Genomic DNA, 19,953 nt, shown 5'->3' on the forward strand with positions numbered 1-19,953 from the left:
CTGTTAGTGGAAAATATTATGATTCCTTTTTCTATTCTTGATTTGGCGCCGGTTGCTGACGGTTGCTCTGTTGCGGATTCTTTAGCGATGAGCCGTAAAATGGCAATAGCCGCTGAAGAAAACAATTATTTGCGTTTTTGGTTGGCTGAACATCATGGAATGGCGGCGGTTGCCAGTTCTGCGACATCCGTTGTGCTGTCTTATCTTGGCTCAGCAACGTCAAAAATTCGCATTGGTTCTGGTGGCGTTATGCTACCAAATCATTCCCCTTTGGTGATTGCGGAGCAGTTCGGTACTTTAGCCGAGCTATATCCTAACCGTGTTGATTTAGGTTTAGGTCGTGCTCCGGGTACCGACATGCAAACAGCAAGAGCGCTGCGCCGTAACATGGATGCGTCCGTAGACAGTTATCCTGATGATGTTCTGGAGTTGCAGCGTCTACTGGGTAGTAGCAAGCAGGGGTTAATGGCAGTCCCTGGTTGGAATACTCACGTTCCTATATGGATGCTAGGGTCGAGCTTATACAGCGCCCAAGTCGCCGCAGAGTTCGGTTTACCTTACTCCTTTGCGTCTCATTTTGCTCCAGATCAATTGATTCAAGCGCTTACTGTGTATCGTCGTAATTTTAAAGCGTCAGAGCAAAACCCAAAACCTCATACTATGGCAGGCGTGATGGCGGTTGTAGCGGACACGGATGAAGAGGCGAAATATTTATTTACCTCTGCTCAGCAGCAATTTGTGAATTTGCGTCGCAATCGCAATGTGCCCTTTGCTAAACCCGTTGAGTCAATGGACGAAATATGGTCACCGAGTGAAAAACACATGGTAGAGCATATGTTGCAATTCGCGGTGGTTGGTTCGAAAGAGTCTGTTGCCTTTCAGCTGTCTCGTTTTTTAGAGTCAACAAAGGTTGATGAGCTTATTGTTTCTATGCCCATTCATGATTCCGAGGCAAGATTGAAATCATTACGTTTGATGGCTGAGGTTAGAAATAGTCTGGTGTGATCGATTGCGATGAAATTCAACAAGCCACTGGGTACTCCAGTGGCTTTTTCATTTATTTGTCGTAAGGAGAAGGAGTATCGGGGATGACTTGCGTTTTAAATCGGCGATGAGTCCAAAAGTATTGTTCTTTTTTGGGTTCGATAACGGCTTGCATTAGCTCATTTATCCTAGTGGCATTTTCAATATCATCTTGGCTTGGGTAGTTTTCGACTTCCGTAAGACTGAGGTGATAGCCATTTTTTGTTCTGCCATAGTCGTAAAGCACCACAGGCGCATTTGTCATATTTGCTATGCGTCCGATGTGGGCAATTGTTGCGCATTGGCGGCCATAGAAAGGCGCAAAGACCGAGTTTTTTCGGCCATAGTCCTGGTCAACTGCATACCAAACCGCTTTGTTCTGCTTCAAAGACTTGAGAACTTCTCGCATGTTAGTGCGTTCAATGGTTTTGGAGAAAATAGCTTGGCGCTGTCGTTCCATTACCCAGTTCATTACCGGATTGGTTTGCAGCTTGTATATGGGGTGGACATCCATAAAACGCGGCATCTGGCTTCCGCAAATGTCGAGGGAGGAAAAGTGTCCGCTTATTAGTATGCATCCGCGGCCCTTAGCCAAGACGTTGTCAACGACCTCTTGTCCTTCAAAAGTGGTTTTTGATTGAAACCTCTTTTGGTCTTGAAACCAAGAGGAAAAAGTCTCAATCGTACCTTTACCCATGCTTTCAAAATGTGATTTTGTCAGGGCTTTGCGTGCAATGTCAGTCATTTCTGGGTAGCAAATTTTTAGGTTAACATCACAAATGTGTCGACGTCTTTTGGCAATTGAATAGAGCAGGCGCCCAAGGTATTTCCCCAGTCCTTGCTGCAGAGACCAAGGCAAAAAGCTTAATAAATAGGCGACGCCCATAAGGCTCCACGTTAGCCAGTGTTTGGGGCCTAAAAGGTGGGTGATGCTTTTGTCTAGAGTTGTTGTCTTTTTAGCCACGGTAGCCTTCCAAAAAGTTGCGCCATTGCGCATCAGTAATATCGAATTTTGTGTGCAGTTTGTCTTCTTTGTCCAAGGAACGCTTTAATCTATCAATATTGGCGAGCTTCCAATTTTCATCATGAGATCGTCGCTCGCACTTGTCAAAATCAATGAGCCAGATTTTATCATCTTGATCAATCATGATGTTATGGCAGTTTAAATCTGAGTGATAAATACCTTGGTCATGGAAGCGTTTAATAACGGCTCCTATCTCATGCCAATTTATGTTTTTGCTGTCGCCATCTTTGATGAGATCAAAAAGGTCCTTGGCGTTTGCTATGGTTTCGGTTAGTAGTGCGCTCTGATAAAACCCTTTTTCGACTGTATATAGACCGCCGATAGGACGAGGAACAGGTAAGTCTAGTGAGCGCATGTGTTCTAATAAACTTAATTCTAGCCAAGGGCGTGTGTGTTTTTGCCCTGTAAAAAGAAAACGGCTTTTATTGAATTTCGCAATCAGGCCGCCTCGTCGATAACGACGAATGACAAATTTTCCCAATGGGGCATTAATAAACCAAACTTCGCCGCGTCCGCTACCTGTTCCTGTTAGTGCGTTTTGTGATTGCCAGAACGAAGGGTCAAACCATAAGGGGGTTATGGGAAGGGTTTGATCACTTTTTAACAATATTGTGGTAGGCGATATTTTGATGGTTTGTGGCATGCGGCTCGCTTCATTAAGGTGTTCTTTGTTGTGCCTATAAATTTGGACACATTCAACAGCGACTATTCTATAATACTTGCTGAATTTAAGCAGCCCTAGAGGAATACATGCAACAAGAGAATATTCAGCATTTGGCAGTGATTCGGTTATCGGCTTTGGGGGATGTGTGCCATGCCATGGCTGTGGTTCAATCTATTATGAAGCGCCATCCATTGATGCAGGTGACTTGGGTTACTTCGCCGTTAGAAGCAAATCTTGTGCGTTTGCTAGATGGTGTTCGGGTTGTCGAGTACGATAAAAAAAGTGGTATTTCTGGTTTGCTGGCGTTGCGTTCTCAACTTAAAAATCAAGTTTTCGATGTGTTGTTGCATTTACAGTGGTCTTTTCGGGCCAGTCTAGTATCGCGGATGGTGAAGGCAAAAAGACGAGTCGGTTTTGCGTTGTCACATTCGCGAGAGAAGCAGCATTGGTTTGTGAATGAGCTTGCTCCTGAGCCACAAGGCGAGCATGTATTGGACTCTTTTTTGTCTATTGCCAGCGTACTTGGAGTAACTCAGCCGTCATTGCCTTGTGAGCTATCGTTGCCAGAAGTGAATTTTAATCTGCCAGATCGCTATGTGGTGATTAATCCCTCGGCTTCTAAAGCGGATCGAAATTGGACGATAGAAGGTTATCAAGCGGTTTTAGATCGCTTGTTAGAGAAAGGCATTCTCCCTGTTATTACAGGTGGGCCTTCAGCCGACGAGGCTAGCTTTGCAGAGTTAATTATCGCTGATCGAGGTGAGCAGGTTCGTAATTTGGTTGGTAAAACGCCACTTAATATGATGCTGACTGTATTAAAGGGGGCGTCACTTGTGGTGAGTCCAGACACTGGGCCTGCGCACATGTCTACCTTAGTGGGAACCCCTGTACTTGGGTTGTATGCTCATTCCAATCCTCAGCGAACGGGGCCATATCGGGATTTAGATAAGGTCGTTAGTGTTTATGAAGAATTGGTAGAGAAAGAGTATCAGAAGCCAATTGCAGAGTTGCCTTGGTCAACACGAGTGCATGACCCAAGGGCCATGCAGCGTATTCGTGTAGATCACGTTTTGGCTCAGCTGGATGCGCTTATTTAGCCAGTAATTGTTCTGCTAGTTTAAGGTCCAGAGTTGCCTTTAGTAATTTGAATAACTGGATAGAGGCGTCAATTTCTTCTTTTCTGTTGGTTAGGCTCTCAATATTTAAGCCAAGTGGAACACCAAGCGGCAGTGCGGTTTCTATAATTTGTTCTAGAGCATTACGGCAAATTTTGATGGATTCATCGAGTGGTGCTTGAGCATCTAATATGCGGTGCTTGGTTGCGTCTGGCACAGAGATACCTAACCATTCAATGAATTCGAGTGTTTTTGCGCTACCGCAAGGCGTAAACGTCAAAATAATGCGCTTTGGTGTTTCACCTTTTTCTTTGCAGGTTCTTGCATAACGGCTGATTAAATCGGCTGTCGCTTGGTGGTTGTAAACCGCTTGAGAAATAAAGAATTCACACCCTGATTCAGATTTTTTCAAAAGACGTAAATGCTCGTCGCCTTTCTTGGCGTGGCGTTCTGCAATGGTAACGCCGCCCAAGTTGAAGTTATGAGGTGACTTTTTGAGTGCTTCATAGGCTTGTGGCAAGGGTAATTTAATGTCACCACTTGATGATGGAGAGCCAACAAGAACCAAATCACGAATACCATACTCTTCCCACGCTTCTGTTAACCAGCCTGAAAATGCTTCTGAACTGCGAGATGATACCGATTTATAAGTGATAACAGGTTTGTTTGATTGTTGGTGAAGTCGTTTCGACCATGCTCTTGGGTCATGAGTTTCCATAAATGGAAAAGGGCGAGGCTTATCTATACGACTTGTTTCATCTTGTATGTCATAAACAATTAAGCCATCTACATCGATCCCTTCTAAGCGCTCAAGCAGTTTTTGGCTTATTTGTACAAGCTGTTCTTCGTCGAGAGAGGATCGTGGTGGTGTTGTACCAATAAAGTAAACACCTCGACTAGGGTCTTGAAACTTTGTTGCCAATTGCGATTTCATAATGTCACACTCTAAGTAGATGAGGCAGATAATGTCGTTCTGTACCTCAGTAAGTTCGTTTGATGCTTGTATTCTAACAGTGAAATCAATTCAAGGCTTTGCCTTGAAGTTGAATAATATTGTAGATGAAGTGAGGTTGGCTAATGGGCTTAAGGCCAAGAGAGAGGGTTCTATGTCAAATATTGATTTAAAGGGTTTACCAACCACCGCGGCTTCTAGTCTGCCGCCCGTTCATACTTGGAGCCCGCCTTTTTGTGGTGATATGGATCTTGTCATCAAAGCGAATGGGGAATGGTTTCATGAAGGTGGCAAGATTAAGCGTCCTGCAATGGTGACGATGTTTAGCCGTATACTATGGTTTGACGCTGGCGAGTATTTTTTGGTGACGCCTGTTGAGAAGGTTCGGATTCAAGTCGAAGATGCGCCTTTTCTTGTGACTGCTTGGCAGTGGGTAGAAACCGAGCAGGGTCGTACGATCGAATTTAAAACACAAACAGAGGATGTTTTGTTGCTTGGTATTGATAGCGATCTATGGATGGCGTCATATTTAGGTGAAGAGCGCCCTTATGTTTCTATGCGCTATGGTATGAAGGCGTTGGTAGGTCGAAACGTCTATTATGGAGTGGTAGACAGCCTTGAACCTGTTGATACGCCTGAGGGTGTTGGAATGGGCATAATAAGTGCGGGTAAAACCTATTTTTTATTGCAAGATGAATAACGGATTTTAGTGTGTCTAGGTTATAATGCGCGAATTAAGCGTGACAATCTGTTTACGTGTGTTTATTCGTGTTAAAGGGGTATTTTTTTGTTATTCGAAGAATTTGGTTTTGATAATCGCATTTTAAAAGCCATTGGTCATTTGGGGTTTGATGAAGCGACAGAGATTCAAACTCGCGCTATTCCAGAAGCTATGGCTGGAAGAGACCTATTAGCGTCGTCAAAAACAGGTTCAGGTAAAACACTCGCTTACCTCTTGCCTGCGTTACATCGTGTTTATAAGAAAAAAGCCTTGTCCAAACGTGACCCACGTGTGGTGGTTTTGGTACCTACTCGTGAGCTTGCAAAGCAAGTGTATGGTCAGTTGCGCCTTTTGTTGGCGTCCAGTCGTTTTACTTCGATCCTTATCCAAGGTGGCGAAAATTTTAACGATCAACATAAGCTCTTGCAAAAAGATCCACATTTTATTGTCGCGACACCAGGCCGTTTGGTTGACCATTTAAAACAACGCCATCTTTTTCTCGATGGACTAGAGCTGCTTATTTTAGATGAAGCGGATCGCATGCTGGACTTAGGTTTTGCGGAGGCCATGCGAGCGATTAACGTGGCGGCCAGTCATCGCCAGCGTCAAACTTTATTCTTTTCAGCAACGCTGGATAATACAGAAGTAAGCGGAATTGCGAGCGAGTTATTACGCGAGCCTTCACGTGTTGCGATCGGTCAAGGGTTTGATGAGCACACAGACATCACACAACATGTGTTGCTTTGTGATCATCTAGATCATAAAGAAGCGTTACTAAAGCATATTCTAGTAGGGCAAACCATTAAGCAGGCGATCGTCTTTACAGCGACGAAAAGCGATACAATTCGTTTGTCAGAGATTGTGGCTGGTTGGGGTTTAAGTACCCAAGCACTGAATGGAAACTTGTCTCAAAGTGCACGTAATAAAACAATGGACAGTTTTGCAAGAGGGCAGTTTGATGTGCTTGTGAGTACGGATGTCGCTTCTCGAGGCCTAGACATTGCGAGCGTGTCCCATGTCTTTAACTTTGATTTACCCAAGCAAGCAGAAGAGTTTGTCCACAGAACAGGCAGAACAGGCCGTGCAGGTTTTAAAGGTGATGCTTATTCTTTGGTTGGCCCAAAGGATTGGGTTAACTTTAAGGCGGTAGAAGCCTTCTTGCAGAAAACGTTTTCAACAGAAGTAGTTGAAGGGTTAGAGCCAAAATTTAAAGGTTTAGCGCCACCGAAACCAGCGGTTCAGGCTAACAAAAAAACCAATGCGAAAGGGCAAAGCGGAGCGCCTAAGAAATCGTCTAAAAAGACACAAGGAAAAGCACGCTTTCATGATAGCCAGCAAAAAGATGGTTTTGAGGCGTTTAAGTTGCCTCCAAAACGTTTTGACGTAAAAAATGATATGGGTGATGAAGACTAGTCGTTTAGTCACTTGTTTAAAGCGTTTGTGTTTATTAATTGACAGATGAGCCGCATTCACGCTATTGGTTAATCTTTCTTATCTATTGGAGATGAGCTTATTAATCGTTTACCCCCATTAAATTCACTAAGGTGTTTTGAATCCGCTGCCCGTCATGGCAGCTTCAATAAAGCAGCCAAGGAATTGTCTGTTACACCTTCGGCAATTAGTCATCAAATTAAAGGCTTAGAGAGTTTTCTAGGCCTTGAATTATTTCGACGGACTAAGCGCAAAGTAATATTAACGGAAGCTGGGGAATCTTACTTAAAGCCAATCAAAAGTATTTTTGAGCAGTTGGAAAATGCGACATCAGAATTAAAAAGCCAGCAAAAAACTGGCTCACTTCGATTGGCCGTCGCCCCCGCTTTTCTTACGCGTTGGCTAATGCCAAGAATGCAACGTTTTCAAGATCGTTATCCCGATATTCAGATTGAAATTAGTTCATCCACCGGTTTGATTGATTTTTCTGCCAATGACATTGATATGGCGGTTTATTTTGGTAGTGGTGATTGGGACGATGTCGAGACATATTATTTGCGTCCAGCCCGATTGGCGCCTGTGTGTAATCCTAAATTAATTAAAGCCGATCAACCTATTAACATCCCAGAAGATATGCGTTTTTACCCTCTTTTGCATGTGACGAAGCGAAAAGACGAGTGGCATGATTGGTTGCAGCAGCACGATCTAGATCCTAAGTTATTTCGTCGTGGTTTGATGTTTTCTAGTGGTTCTCTAACGGCAGGTGCAGCGGCGCAAGGTTTGGGTATATCGTTAACTGATCCTGAGTTAATTATGCCGGAGATTGAAGCGGGAACGTTAAAAGTATTGTTTAATCAGCATTTGATCACCAATCGATCGTTTTACTTAGTTTATGAAAAACGTCGCTCTGTGACGTCTGCGATGTCGGCTTTTAAAGAATGGATTATTGAGGAGATGGTAGGTAATAAAAATACTTAGCGGTATCTCTTATCAGAGCATCACAACATATTTTTAAAAATGTAAATGAGAGTTTATATATGAGCACAGCATTAACGGTTAATAGCTATTTTAATGATAAAGTAAAATCCATTGCATTGGATAATAAAGAAGGAACATCAACCGTTGGTGTGATGGCTGTTGGTGAGTATGAATTTGGTACGAGCCAAAGAGAATACATGACAGTCGTATCTGGTGCCTTGATGGTTAAACTGCCATCTTCAGATAGCTGGAAAGTATTTGTGAAAGGCGATACGTTTATTGTCGAAGCAAACCAGAGTTTTCAGGTTAACGTGAAAGAAACGACGGCTTATCTTTGTCGTTATGAATAATTTTTTTTAAAATATAAAAAAGGGCTGATTGAATCAGCCCTTTTTTGTGCGGTGTTTTTATTGATAACCGATGGTTAGCCACCCACGACATTAACCAATAACGTTACCGTATCTCCAGGTTGAACGTATTTTTTGCTGCCCACGTTAGGATTCCAGTCTCGAATATCATTGATAGACACTTTGAATTTATTAGCAACTAAGGCTAAAGAGTCACCAGAGCGAATCGTATAGACTACTTTTTTCATTACACTGCGTGTGCTTTTTTCTGACTGTTTAGGTTCGAGCCAAACAACAAGCTTCTTTCCAGGAATAAGAGGGTCGCCAAGGCCCATGTTGTTCCAGCGAGCGAGTGTTTTGCTGTCTGTGTCGTATTTGTTTGAAATCAGCCATAAGCTATCACCAGGGTTGACAGTATAGTTTATTTTAATCCGATTTCGATTTGGCGCGCGCGACTGTTTGGCTAATAGGCGCTGATGAGAGCTTAATGTGTAGCTTTCTATTTTATTACCAGCAACAGGGATCATCAATTCTTGGCCAACGCGGATCATGGTTGAAGATATTTTGTTGACGTTCTGTAGAACGTTTACGGTAGTGTTGTGCTCTTTTGCAACCAATAATAAATTATCACCTGCCTCTACTGTATAGCGAACCCATGTCACACGTTCTTTATTGGGGATTTCAGCAAGCTTGGTTCGAAATTGCTTAGCTTTACTAATAGGCATAAGAAGTCTGTGAGGACCATCTGGAGAAGTGGCCCATTGATTGAAGCCTGGGTTTAATAGATACACTTCATCGATACTGACTCCTGCCATTTCAGCGGCTTGCGCTAGATCAAGTTGTCCGCCAATGTTGACGACATCGAAATAAGGTTTGTTTGGGATGAAATACGTTGAGTAATTATACTTTTCTGGGTTTTTAATGATTTTTGCTAGAGCGATAAGTTTTGGAACGTAAGCACGAGTTTCTCTAGGAAGGTCTAGAGACCAAAAGTCCGTTGGCTTCCCTGCTTTTTGGTTCTTTCTAATGGCTCTGCGTACGGTGCCTTCTCCAGAGTTGTAAGAGGCAAGTGCATGTAACCAGTCTCCATCAAACATTTTGTGCAAGCGAGTAAGGTAAGCAATGGCGGCTTGGGTTGAGCCTATTATGTCTCTTCGACCGTCATACCACCATGTTTGATCCAAGCCATACATTTGGCCCGTTGACGGAATAAACTGCCAAGGTCCAGAGGCGCGACCATGGCTGTACCCAAAAGGATCAAAACCACTCTCTACAATCGGAAGCAAAGCAATCTCTGTTGGTATGCCCGCTTTCTCTAATTCATCGACGATATAATAAAGATAGCGTTCACCACGTTTTGATACTCTATCTAGATAAGATGGGTGAGAGCTAAACCAACGTAATTGAGATGACAGTCTAGGGCGATCTAAGTCAATATCCATCTGATATCCAGCTCGGATTCTATCCCAAAGATCGTCTGGAATTTTTGGCTTGCTTGCCGCAATAACGGGTTCAATAGGTTCCTCGTCAGGCGTTTCTTCTGTTACGTTGACTGGAGGCACTGTGTCGATGAAACCGAGTTTTTCGGTGTCAGCTTCTACCATATCGACTTCTTCTGCTGGTTCTAAAAGATCCGCAGATGTATTGTTTTTCTCGATTTTAGAGGCGGTTTGGCAGGCACTTAAGGTTAGGCTAACAAGGCAAACCCAGAAAAATTTATATGTCATGAAGGTCACAAAATTGAATAAAGTTTGGACATTTTAAGGGTGTGGCGATAGAGGTCAACTAAAACTATCTTTAGCACGCCTTACTTGACTAAAAGAAGCAATGGAATTGTTGGCTGGAATTTCATTAAGTTGTTGAGCTGCTTGATTTTTAAGAGACTCATTATGGCTTCTCAAAAAAGGGTTAGTTTTTTTCTCTAAGCTCAATGTTGTGGGCAATGTAGGTTGGTTATTCGAACGTTGTGTTTGGCTTGCGTTATTGCTATCAATGAGCGCCTTATTTTTAGGCTCTAAGGATAAGGCAAAACGGTAGTTGGCCAATGTGTATTCGTGTGTACAATAAATTAGGGTATTATCAGGCAGCGATGAGATTCTTGTCATAGCCTCCAGCATTTGTTTGTGGGTTCCTTCCATTATGCGTCCGCAGCCACCTTTGAATAAAGTGTCACCACTAAACAGCACGGGGGGGTTCTGCTCTGAAAAATAGCATAAGTGGTCTAGGGTATGACCTGGCGTCGCTATCACCTGAAATATCTGTGAAAAAATAGAAACAGTATCGCTATCATGGACAGGATGAGTAACCAGCTCCTTTAGATGTTCAGGGCCATAAACCGAGCATTTTGCATGATGCTTGAGTTCTGCTACGCCACCAGTATGATCCTTGTGGTGGTGAGTAATTAAAATACCGGCTATTTTTTTCTCGTGTTCGTTGCAATAGCTCAAAACCACGTCGGCCGAACCAGGGTCGACAACCCAAACGTGTGAACTATCTTTATCTTGGATTATCCATATATAATTGTCTTGGAATGCTGGAAGCGGAAAGATGGTCATAATTTGTCTACTTTAATAGAGATTGTTGTATTTCATATGACGTGTTTATAAGAAGAAGAAATGCACTGTCATGCCGTTTTAAATAGAGAATTCATTGTATGTTGGATGATCAATCAAGACAATTTTTTCAAAATTGGTACCAAAGTAACCTAGGCCATAATCTGTTGCAATTAGAGTTAGATGAGGTTGCCTCTGAGCTCGACTCCGCGGTGGGTTACTATTTAGTCACGCAATCACCTCTTAGGGATTTCTGTTTAAAGAATCACCGCTTACGTGAGAGTATTTTAATTGCGCCTGTTCTAGAATTTGGTGCCCCCGATAATACTATTGTGGCTAGAGCCTGTGAATTGCCTTTTGAGGCAGATGGCGTGGACGTTCATGTCTTTCATCATGCATTAGATACTTCAGCCACGCCTCATGATGATTTACGGGAAGCAGCAAGAACGTTATTGCCGAGCGGTAAATTAATTATTATTGGTTTTAATCCTTGGGGCTTATGGGGATTCTGCCGACTGTTTTCAAAGCGTGTAAAAGCGCCTTGGTGTGGCCGCTTTATTGCCCATCAACGTTTAGAAGACTGGTTAAAAGTAGCCGGTTTGACCTTGGAGACAAAACGTTTTATTCATTACGAACCGCCATTACAAAGTGGTAAGTGGCGGTCGCGCTTTAGCTGGATTGATAAAATATTGAGTCCTCTTAAACTGCCTTTTAGTGGCGTTTATGTTATGACGGCAACAAAGCAGGAAAAGCGCTATATACCCTTAAAACCTCGTTGGTCGGGTGCTCGTGTTCGAGTGCCCCCCTTAACAAAACCAACCGCAAAAGAGATGAAAGAGTGAAAAAGGTAGAGATGTACACAGATGGTGCTTGCAAAGGCAATCCTGGGATTGGTGGTTGGGGAGCTTGGCTTACCTTCGGAGAACATGAAAAACGCCTTTGTGGTGGCGAGCATGATACAACGAATAATCGGATGGAGTTATCAGGCGCAATAGAAGGGCTTCGGGCGTTAAAGGAGAAATGCAGCGTGACACTTTATACTGATTCATCCTATGTTCAAAAAGGCATTACAGAGTGGTTGGCTGGCTGGAAACGAAAAGGCTGGATGACGTCTTCAAAACAGCCAGTCAAAAATAAAGACTTATGGCAGGCGTTGGATGAGCAGTGTCAACGTCATGATGTAACTTGGAAATGGGTAAAAGGGCATGCAGGTATAGAAGGTAACGAGATTGCTGATCAGCTGGCTAATCAAGGGATTGAAGAGTTAAGGGCCGCATCATGAGACAGGTTATTCTCGACACAGAAACAACCGGTATTGATCCTAAACAAGGCCACCGAATCATCGAAATTGGTTGTGTAGAAATGATTGGTCGTAAGCTGACCAAGCGACATTTCCATGTTTACATCAACCCAGATCGAGAAGTGGAAGAAGAAGCGTTTCGTGTTCATGGTATCAGCAATGAATATCTTGCAGACAAGCCGCGCTTTCATGAAATTGCTCAAGAGTTTTTTGAGTTTATAAAAGGCGCTGAGCTTATTATTCACAATGCGCCGTTTGATATTGGCTTTATGGATCATGAATTTGCCCGTGTGGGCGGTTATCCAAAAACGGCTGAAGTGTGTGGCGTTTTTGATAGCTTGGTTTATGCTCGAAAAAAACACCCAGGCCAGAAAAATAACCTTGATATTTTGTGTCGACGTTACGGCATTGATAACTCTCATCGAGAATTACATGGAGCACTCTTAGACGCTGAGATTCTTGCTGACGTGTATTTGTTGATGACAGGTGGGCAAACCAGTTTAGGATTGGCGAATAATTCAGATTCGGATTCTAAGCAAGAAGGTGAATTGGGCGAAATCCGACGTTTTTCTCCAGATCGACCTGCATTGAAAATTATTCGAGCCAATGAAAATGAATTAAAAGTGCATGAAGAGCGACTGGATTTAATTGATAAAAAATCAGGCCAGTCTTTATGGCGAATTAAACATTAATACTATCTTGTATTGAAAGTGTAAAATAAAAAAAGCCCTCAAATGAAGAGGGCTTTTTTTATGTTCTTTTGCGCTAAGCGAACTATCTACAATAAGTAAACGACGCAAAGGCCGCCGACAATACTTAGTACGATAGTGTAAGGCAGAGCCATCCAAACCATTTTACCGTAAGACAAGCGTAACAGTGGCGCAATGGCTGATGTTAATAAGAAGAGGAATGCAGCTTGTCCATTAGGCGTGGCGACACTTGGGAGGTTGGTACCTGTATTGACAGCAACCGCTAATGTATCAAAGTGCTCGCGAGTGATGGTGCCAGCATCCAATGCGGCTTTAATCTCATTAATATAGACGGTGGCGACGAAGACGTTATCGCTGATTGCTGACAGTAAACCATTGGCTATAAACAGCATTATAGGTTGGCGCTCTGTTGGCATATTAAGCACCACATCAATTACAGGCTGGAATAAATGCTGGGAATGAATGACGGAAACAACCGTAAAAAACACCACCAGTAGGGCGGTGAAAGGCAGAGACTCTTCGAAAGCATGACCAATACGATGCTCTTCAATAATGCCATTGAACGACGTTAATAGAACAATGACCATTAAGCCGACTAAGCCGACTTCTGCGACGTGAAAAGCAAGGGACAACACAAGAAGGATAGCAACAACGCCTTGAACAATAAGTTGCGCTTTCGTTTTATTGGTGTGCTTTTGACTTTCTTCTTTCTCGAAATTGTTCAGAATGTCTCGAACGGTGTCAGGCAACTGCGCACCGTAGTCAAACCAGGCTGTTTTTTCTAATACAACAACTGTTAATAAACCACAGACTAAAACAGGCATTGAGACAGGAGCGACATACAGGAAGAACTCGATAAAATCCCAGCCAGCGACTTTAGCGATTAATAGATTTTGTGGTTCGCCTACTAAGGTGGACACCCCGCCTAGGGCTGTACCAACAGCGCCGTGCATTAGTAAGTCTCGCAGAAAGGAGCGGAACTCATTTAGATCTTCTGCATTAACCGGCAGAATAGAGTCATCCTTAGCATGATCATGAGCTTTATTAGAACTTTGACCTGAGGCGGCTTTGTGATAAACCGAGTAAAATCCTACGCCAACGCTGATAAGAACGGCCGTGACAGTTAAGGCGTCTAAAAAGGCGGAAAGTAGGGCGGCAGAAAAACTAAAAATTAACGATATGACGACTTTGGATTTTACTTTTACTAAGAGCTTATTAAAAATAAACAATAACATGTCTTTCATGAAGTAGATGCCAGCGACCATGAACATCAATAACAAGATAACTTCAATGTTATGTGATACTTCAGTATAAACGCCTTCTGCTGTGGTGAGGCCAAGCACAACAGCTTCAATGGCAAGTAAGCCTCCAGGTTGTAATGGGTAGCATTTTAGGGCCATTGCTAATGTGAAAATAAACTCAATTATTAATAGCCAGCCCGCAACAAATGGCCCTAATGTCACGAGGACAATGGGATTGATAATCAAAAACGCTAAGATTATTTGTTTATACCAGAGTGGCGAGGCGCCGAGGAAGTTCCTTCCGAACGCTTGTGATAGAGAGGGTTTCATTGATTGCTCCTTTTAGAAAGGCACTGAAAATGTGCAAAAAAAAATAACAAGATTTCTCTGCTTGTTCGTGAGTAAAAAAATCTTGTTAGTTCTTTTATATTTATTGTTTTTTGGGACACTGTTTCAAAGTGTGCAGATAATAAGACATATAGTAAGCAGTATCTATAGTGAATAATAAATATAGGCATTGCTATTGATGAAAATAGCCCCACTATCTCAAGAGCTTATGACTATTTAGAGGAAGGTAATGTTGGAATTTTTAACTGATTATGCGGGTTTTTTATTAAAGTTAATTAGTGTCGCTTTGGTGATTGGTTTTCTTTTAGCGATGATGGCGAGCGGCAAGCGTAAATCACAGCCTGGTAGCTTATCTGTTACCAAGTTGAATGAAAGCTATGACGCAATGAAAGCTGAATTAGATCATCAGCTGTTAGACAAAAAAGTACTCAAGAACTTAGAGAAAGAAAAGAAAAAAAAGGAGAAGTTAGAGAAAAAGGCGCAGAAAAAAGCCCCTAAAGCCGATGAGGTAGATAAAAAGCGCCTTTATGTATTGGATTTTGATGGGGATATTAAGGCCTCTGCCGTTGAAACAATGCGTGAAGAGATCACGGCAATCCTTAGTGTGGCTAAATCACAAGATGAAGTGGTGGTTCGTTTAGAAAGTGGTGGTGGTGTTGTGCATGGTTATGGTCTAGCGGCTTCTCAGTTGCAGCGTATTCGTGAAGCCAATATTCCGTTAACAATTTGCGTCGATAAAGTCGCGGCAAGTGGTGGTTACATGATGGCGTGTGTTGCTGACAAAATTATTGCAGCGCCATTTGCTATTCTTGGCTCTATTGGCGTGGTTGCGCAAATCCCTAATGTACACAGATTGCTTGATAAAAGTCTGATTGATGTTGAGCTCCACACGGCTGGCCGATATAAGCGAACCTTAACCATGTTAGGGGAAAATACAGAGGAAGGCCGTGAGAAATTTAAGCAAGATTTGGAAGACACGCATGGCTTATTTAAACGTTTTGTCTCCAGTCAACGCCCTCAGCTAGATATTGAAGACATTGCGACGGGAGACACTTGGTACGGTTCAGAAGCTTTGGAAAATAAACTGGTTGATGTGGTGATGACGAGTGATGCGTATTTGGTTTCTCATTATGCCAATGCTGACGTGATACAGGTTGTTTATAAACAACCAAAAGGCATGGCAGAGCGCCTAGGATTGTCATTTTTTTCTGCATTAGAGCAAAAAGCAGTTTCTTGGATTGGGAAGTTAACCCAGTCTCGAGGTTATTAATTGACAGCGTGTTTGCTGTAGAAAAAGGGTGAAATGCAGCGCTGCATTTCACCCTTTTTTATGTGTTTGGCATTGTTATTATTTACTGAAGAGACAGCTCATTAGTGCTTTGCAATTCATCATAGTTTAGGCTTTTCCCCGTTTCGGGCATCATCGATTGCAGTGCAATTTTGTCCATCGCATTTTCCAGTTCAATTGGCTCAAAATACAGCAAAGTACCAATGGTTGGATGGTCTAAGTAATTTACTTTTTTACTGGCTGTTTTATTACGTTGATTCAGTGTTAGCACCAATGCTGGATCAAACTCTTTGAATTCTGTTGGTGTATCGAGTGTGTTTCCTCCTTGAGAAAAAAAGGACCCCTTGCTGCTTTGTCCTTGGGTAGTTGGCTGTGTGAAACTATCAAATAAATAATGCTGGTAGCGAATGTCTGACTCCAAATATCGTCCTAGTTTTACCGAAATACTGCCGGTAAGTTCTGGGTAGCCGTCTTTCTCTTGCTCGCTATGGAAGGTTTTACTGATGGTATCTCCAGGGTGTTTGAATATCAGTGTCCATTGTTGGTTGGCTAAGATTTTAACGTGTCTGCCAAGTCGTCCTTCAATATTACCAAAGGGAGTGGATTCAGATGTGTTGCTGGCTGTACTTGATTGGTCGTCCTCGTCTTTGGTTAGACGTAGGAGGTTTCCGGTTGACAGCACATTTTTGTAGTTAATTTGTTCGCTAGACTGGTCTTCTGGCCACATGAAGGTCACAAGGTGGGCTTCATAGGCTCTGGCTGTATCCGTGTTAATTTCCCCGTCGTCAGCAAAAAGGTGTGTATTTAATAAAGTAAGAGATAAAAGGCTAATAATCAGGGTTTTCAATGTAATAATTCCAAAGTCTTTGTCGTTTGTTGGAAGCGCTCTTCTGCGCTGTTCATGGGAGCTAAAAACTTTAAGGTGTCAGACCCTACCAGCTTATACGTGTCGGGTTTTGTCTGAATGAGTCTAATTAGCTTCATTGGATCAACCGGTGTTTTACTGTTAAAGAATATTTTGCCTTCTTTTGAATTGGCTTCAATTTTATTGATGCCGAGGCTCTCCGCTTTTAGTTTCAACTCTGTTTGTCGGAATAGGTTTTTTGTTGCGTCAGGCAGCAGTCCAAAACGATCAATCATTTCCACCTGTAAATCTTTGAGTTCTTCGCTGACTTTTGCGCTGGCAATACGTTTATACAGAATCAGGCGGGAATGTACATCACCTAAATAATCCTCTGGAATGAGGGCTGGCACTCGCAAGTTTACGTCAGTTTGCGCCGGTGAGGTGATGTCTACATTAGGCGACTCGCCATTTTTTAAGGATTTAACCGCTCTATCGAGCATGTCCATAAATAATGAAAAGCCAACGTGCTCGATATGACCACTTTGTCCATCGCCTAGTAGTTCACCTGTCCCGCGTATTTCTAAGTCATGGGTGGCTAGAGTGAATCCAGCGCCAAGGGTGTCGGCAAGCGTAATGGCTTCCAAGCGCTTTTCGGCGTCGCCTGTGACCTTGCGATCATTTGGTGTGAGTAAGTAGGCATAAGCTTGGTGATGAGATCGACCTACTCGGCCGCGTAATTGATGTAGCTGAGCCAAACCAAACTTGTCAGCACGTTCAATGATGATGGTGTTGGCGTTAGGAATGTCTATGCCGGTTTCTATAATGGTGGAGCAAACGAGCACGTTCGCTCTTTTGTGATAGAAGTCGGACATGACTTGTTCCAGTTCTCTTTCGCGCATTTGGCCATGGCCGACAATGACTCGTGCTTCAGGGATCAGTTCCTCTAATTCTTCGGCGGCTTTTTGAATGGTTTGCACTTCGTTGTGTAAATAATACACCTGCCCACCACGATGCAGCTCTCGTAGAATGGCTTCTTTTATTTGATGCTCATCTTTTTGTTTTACGAAGGTTTTTACTGATAAACGCTTCGCTGGAGGTGTGGCGATGATAGACAAATCTCGGATGCCAGACAAAGACATGTTGAGGGTTCTTGGTATTGGTGTTGCTGTTAACGTTAGTATGTCAACTTCTGCTCTTAACGCCTTGAATTGTTCTTTTTGCTTCACGCCAAAGCGGTGCTCTTCGTCTATGATAACAAGCCCAAGATTAGCGAATTTTATACCGCTTTGTATTAGCTTGTGGGTGCCTATTACAATGTCAGCTTTGCCCGACTCTAATCGATCAATGGATACGTTGGACTGTTTGCCAGAACGAAAGCGGGATAATAGTTCTATTTCAACTGGCCAGTCGGCAAAGCGATCACAGAAATTCTCGTAATGTTGCTGAGCCAGAAGCGTAGTGGGGACGAGAACAGCGATTTGCTTGCCATCTTGGACGGCTAAAAAGGCGGCTCGCATGGCGACTTCTGTTTTACCGAAGCCCACATCGCCACACACTAATCTGTCCATCGGTTTTCTCGATGACATGTCTTGCATTACGGCATCAATGGCCATTTGCTGGTCCGGCGTTTCCTCGAATGGGAAGCCGGATGAAAAAAGTTCATATTGATCATCTGGTTTAGCAAAAGCATAACCAACGCGAGCTTCACGCTGGGCGTAAATTTCTAGTAGCTCTGCGGCCGTATCACGGGCTTTTTCTGCGGCTTTTTGTTTCGCAACACTCCATTTGTCCGTGCCTAGTTTGTGAAGTGGCGCGGTATCTTCGTCTGCGCCTGTATAGCGAGAAATCAGCTGCAATGAAGAAACAGGAACGTAGAGCTTGGCGTCGTTTGCATAGCCCAGTGTGAGCAGTTCAGTTTCTTGCCCATCAATGTGTAAATTGGTAAGGCCAAGGTAACGCCCAACGCCATGGTCTATGTGCACCACGGGGGCGTTCATTCTTAATTCCGTCAGGTTGCGAATAATCGCATCTTCACTGATGTTGCTGTGTTTATTACGTCTACGATGTTGCGAGACGCGCTCACCGAGTATTTCACTTTCTGCAATGAGCGTTAATTCATCGCCGATGACAAAGCCGCGGCTAATATTACCTTCCGTAATGGCTAATGTGTGCGTCGATTTAGTGAAGGCTTTCCAGTCATTAACTTGCTTTGGTTTGATTTTGTGTTTTTTTAGTAACTCTAGTAATGCTTCTCGTCTCCCTGCTGATTCAGCAACGATGAGGGCTCGGGTGCCTGTTTTGCTCAGGAAATCTTGTAGTTTGTGAAGCGGTTCTGCGTTTTTTGATTCGATTTTGACAGAAGTTAATGCTTTATAAAGTGGATGTTCGCCTGAGGATGAAAAGAGCACAGCAGGAAATTGGTTGAGCGCGGCGAACAGTTCGTCTTCTTTTAGGCAAACCTCATCAGGCTTTAAAATAGGATGCTCTATATTGTAATTAAGTGACTCGTGTCGGTTTTTGAAGTCGAGTTGAATGCTGGCAAGCTGTTCATTGAACGTATCAGAACGAATGATGAGTGTGTTTTCAGGAAGATAGTCGAAGACTGTCGCGGTTTGTTCAAAAAATAAAGGCAAATAGTATTCGATCCCCGCGGGTATCAGGCCGCTGGATATATCTTGATAAATGGGGCTTGACAGCGGGGCGTTATTAAAACGCTCACGAAAGGCTTTGCGAAACTGTTGTATGCCTTGTGATGTAGTCGGAAACTCCTTGGCAGGGAGCATTTTTATTTCGCTGACTTTGTCTATGCTGCGCTGAGTTTCAGTGTCAAACCAGCGAATAGAGTCGATTTCATTATCGAACCAATCGATTCTTATTGGATTTTCCGCACCCATCGGATAAACGTCCATCAAGGCACCGCGAATGGCATATTCACCGTGTTCATGGACGTTATTAACATTCAAATAGCCGGCGCTGGTGAGCTTTTTAGACAGTTGTTCTAATGGAAGCTCTTGGCCTTCTTTTAGGTGAAAACGTTGGGCGTCCAGATGTTGTCTTGGACAAAGCCGAGTTAAGCAAGAGGCGACGGTTGTGAGGACGATAGGGTTCTTTGTTTCTGTTAGCTTGGCAAGTGTTTCTAGGCGTTGTGACACAATGTCTTGATGTGGTGAAAATGCATCGTACGGAAGTGTTTCCCAGTCACTGAATCTAAGTAGCTCATTTTTATTCTGGTTTAAAAACTGTAGCTCGTCTTCTAGCTCATTTAATTCGCCCACTGTATTGGCCATAAAGAGAATGGGCAAATTGTGCTCAGATGCAATAGCAAGTAACTGTAATGCTTTGCGGCTGCCGTCTAGGCCACTAATTAAATTCTTGAAGCCGGGCTTTAGCGTTATCGATGTTGTCTGTGGCATGT

General features: G+C 43.1%; 18 protein-coding genes. 10 read left to right on the forward strand and 8 right to left on the reverse strand.

Features of this window, described 5'->3' with window-relative positions; all coding sequences use genetic code 11:
- Nucleotides 1-18: 18 nt before the first annotated feature.
- Nucleotides 19-1,005 carry an LLM class flavin-dependent oxidoreductase gene (locus tag M3I01_RS07730; RefSeq protein WP_255895228.1) on the forward strand — a complete coding sequence of 329 codons (987 nt, stop codon included), beginning with the start codon at nt 19-21 and terminating at the stop codon, nt 1,003-1,005.
- Nucleotides 1,006-1,057: 52 nt separating this feature from the next.
- Here the strand turns inward: M3I01_RS07730 and M3I01_RS07735 are convergent, their stop codons facing one another.
- On the reverse strand, nt 1,058-2,020 hold the full coding sequence (locus tag M3I01_RS07735; RefSeq protein WP_255895229.1) for a lysophospholipid acyltransferase family protein: 963 nt from the start codon (nt 2,018-2,020) through the stop codon (nt 1,058-1,060).
- A complete protein-coding gene (locus M3I01_RS07740; protein ID WP_255895230.1) occupies nt 1,980-2,690 on the reverse strand; it encodes a 3-deoxy-D-manno-octulosonic acid kinase in 711 nt (236 codons plus the stop codon). The genes M3I01_RS07735 and M3I01_RS07740 overlap by 41 nt, the downstream gene beginning before the upstream one ends.
- A 107-nt stretch (nt 2,691-2,797) precedes the next feature.
- Here M3I01_RS07740 and M3I01_RS07745 point away from each other — a divergent pair, with 107 nt between their 5' ends.
- A complete protein-coding gene (locus M3I01_RS07745) occupies nt 2,798-3,808 on the forward strand; it encodes a glycosyltransferase family 9 protein (protein WP_255895231.1) in 1,011 nt (336 codons plus the stop codon).
- Here M3I01_RS07745 and M3I01_RS07750 read toward each other — a convergent pair.
- A complete protein-coding gene (locus M3I01_RS07750; protein WP_255895232.1) occupies nt 3,801-4,760 on the reverse strand; it encodes a hypothetical protein in 960 nt (319 codons plus the stop codon). The genes M3I01_RS07745 and M3I01_RS07750 overlap by 8 nt on opposite strands.
- Nucleotides 4,761-4,791: 31 nt before the next feature.
- Between M3I01_RS07750 and M3I01_RS07755 the strand changes: the two genes are divergently transcribed.
- The 4 genes from M3I01_RS07755 (at nt 4,792) to ppnP (ending at nt 8,258) form a co-directional block, all read left to right on the forward strand.
- Nucleotides 4,792-5,478, forward strand: a complete 687-nt coding sequence (locus M3I01_RS07755) for a DUF1285 domain-containing protein (RefSeq protein WP_255895233.1) — start codon at nt 4,792-4,794, stop codon at nt 5,476-5,478.
- An 87-nt stretch (nt 5,479-5,565) separates the two neighbouring features.
- Entirely contained in the window at nt 5,566-6,912 is a 1,347-nt protein-coding gene (locus M3I01_RS07760; protein ID WP_255895234.1) for a DEAD/DEAH box helicase, read from the forward strand.
- Nucleotides 6,913-7,011: 99 nt separating this feature from the next.
- The gene (gene gcvA, locus M3I01_RS07765; RefSeq protein WP_255896117.1) at nt 7,012-7,908 is read left to right on the forward strand and encodes a transcriptional regulator GcvA; all 897 of its coding nucleotides are present in this window, start codon (nt 7,012-7,014) and stop codon (nt 7,906-7,908) included.
- A 59-nt stretch (nt 7,909-7,967) separates the two neighbouring features.
- Nucleotides 7,968-8,258 carry a pyrimidine/purine nucleoside phosphorylase gene (ppnP, locus tag M3I01_RS07770; protein ID WP_255895235.1) on the forward strand — a complete coding sequence of 97 codons (291 nt, stop codon included), beginning with the start codon at nt 7,968-7,970 and terminating at the stop codon, nt 8,256-8,258.
- 74 nt (nt 8,259-8,332) lie between these two features.
- On the opposite strand, the gene M3I01_RS07775 is transcribed toward ppnP, so the two are convergent.
- Nucleotides 8,333-9,982 carry a LysM peptidoglycan-binding domain-containing protein gene (locus tag M3I01_RS07775; protein WP_255895236.1) on the reverse strand — a complete coding sequence of 550 codons (1,650 nt, stop codon included), beginning with the start codon at nt 9,980-9,982 and terminating at the stop codon, nt 8,333-8,335.
- A gap of 54 nt (nt 9,983-10,036) precedes the next feature.
- The gene (gene gloB / locus M3I01_RS07780; RefSeq protein WP_255895237.1) at nt 10,037-10,810 is read right to left on the reverse strand and encodes a hydroxyacylglutathione hydrolase; all 774 of its coding nucleotides are present in this window, start codon (nt 10,808-10,810) and stop codon (nt 10,037-10,039) included.
- Nucleotides 10,811-10,908: 98 nt separating this feature from the next.
- Between gloB and M3I01_RS07785 the strand changes: the two genes are divergently transcribed.
- The 3 genes from M3I01_RS07785 to dnaQ are packed head-to-tail and all read left to right on the forward strand — an operon-like array spanning nt 10,909 to nt 12,799.
- Entirely contained in the window at nt 10,909-11,649 is a 741-nt protein-coding gene (locus tag M3I01_RS07785) for a class I SAM-dependent methyltransferase (protein ID WP_255895238.1), read from the forward strand.
- Entirely contained in the window at nt 11,646-12,089 is a 444-nt protein-coding gene (gene rnhA / locus M3I01_RS07790; protein ID WP_255895239.1) for a ribonuclease HI, read from the forward strand. Before M3I01_RS07785 ends, rnhA begins: the two co-directional genes overlap by 4 nt.
- Nucleotides 12,086-12,799: a DNA polymerase III subunit epsilon gene (gene dnaQ / locus M3I01_RS07795; RefSeq protein WP_255895240.1), complete on the forward strand. Its 714-nt coding sequence runs from the start codon at nt 12,086-12,088 to the stop codon at nt 12,797-12,799. The genes rnhA and dnaQ overlap by 4 nt, the downstream gene beginning before the upstream one ends.
- A gap of 86 nt (nt 12,800-12,885) precedes the next feature.
- On the opposite strand, the gene nhaB is transcribed toward dnaQ, so the two are convergent.
- Nucleotides 12,886-14,388 (reverse strand): sodium/proton antiporter NhaB, encoded by a 1,503-nt coding sequence (gene nhaB, locus M3I01_RS07800; RefSeq protein ID WP_255895241.1) that lies wholly within the window; start codon nt 14,386-14,388, stop codon nt 12,886-12,888.
- A 247-nt stretch (nt 14,389-14,635) separates the two neighbouring features.
- Between nhaB and sohB the strand changes: the two genes are divergently transcribed.
- Nucleotides 14,636-15,676: a protease SohB gene (gene sohB / locus M3I01_RS07805; RefSeq protein WP_394358972.1), complete on the forward strand. Its 1,041-nt coding sequence runs from the start codon at nt 14,636-14,638 to the stop codon at nt 15,674-15,676.
- An 82-nt stretch (nt 15,677-15,758) separates the two neighbouring features.
- Here sohB and M3I01_RS07810 read toward each other — a convergent pair whose 3' ends face one another.
- Both M3I01_RS07810 and mfd read right to left on the reverse strand, forming a co-directional pair.
- Nucleotides 15,759-16,541 carry a hypothetical protein gene (locus M3I01_RS07810; protein WP_255895243.1) on the reverse strand — a complete coding sequence of 261 codons (783 nt, stop codon included), beginning with the start codon at nt 16,539-16,541 and terminating at the stop codon, nt 15,759-15,761.
- A complete protein-coding gene (gene mfd, locus M3I01_RS07815; RefSeq protein WP_255895244.1) occupies nt 16,538-19,951 on the reverse strand; it encodes a transcription-repair coupling factor in 3,414 nt (1,137 codons plus the stop codon). The genes M3I01_RS07810 and mfd overlap by 4 nt, the downstream gene beginning before the upstream one ends.
- Nucleotides 19,952-19,953 lie beyond the last annotated feature (2 nt).

Origin of the sequence: Marinomonas maritima (assembly GCF_024435075.2) — a bacterium.
GTDB lineage: Bacteria > Pseudomonadota > Gammaproteobacteria > Pseudomonadales > Marinomonadaceae > Marinomonas > Marinomonas maritima.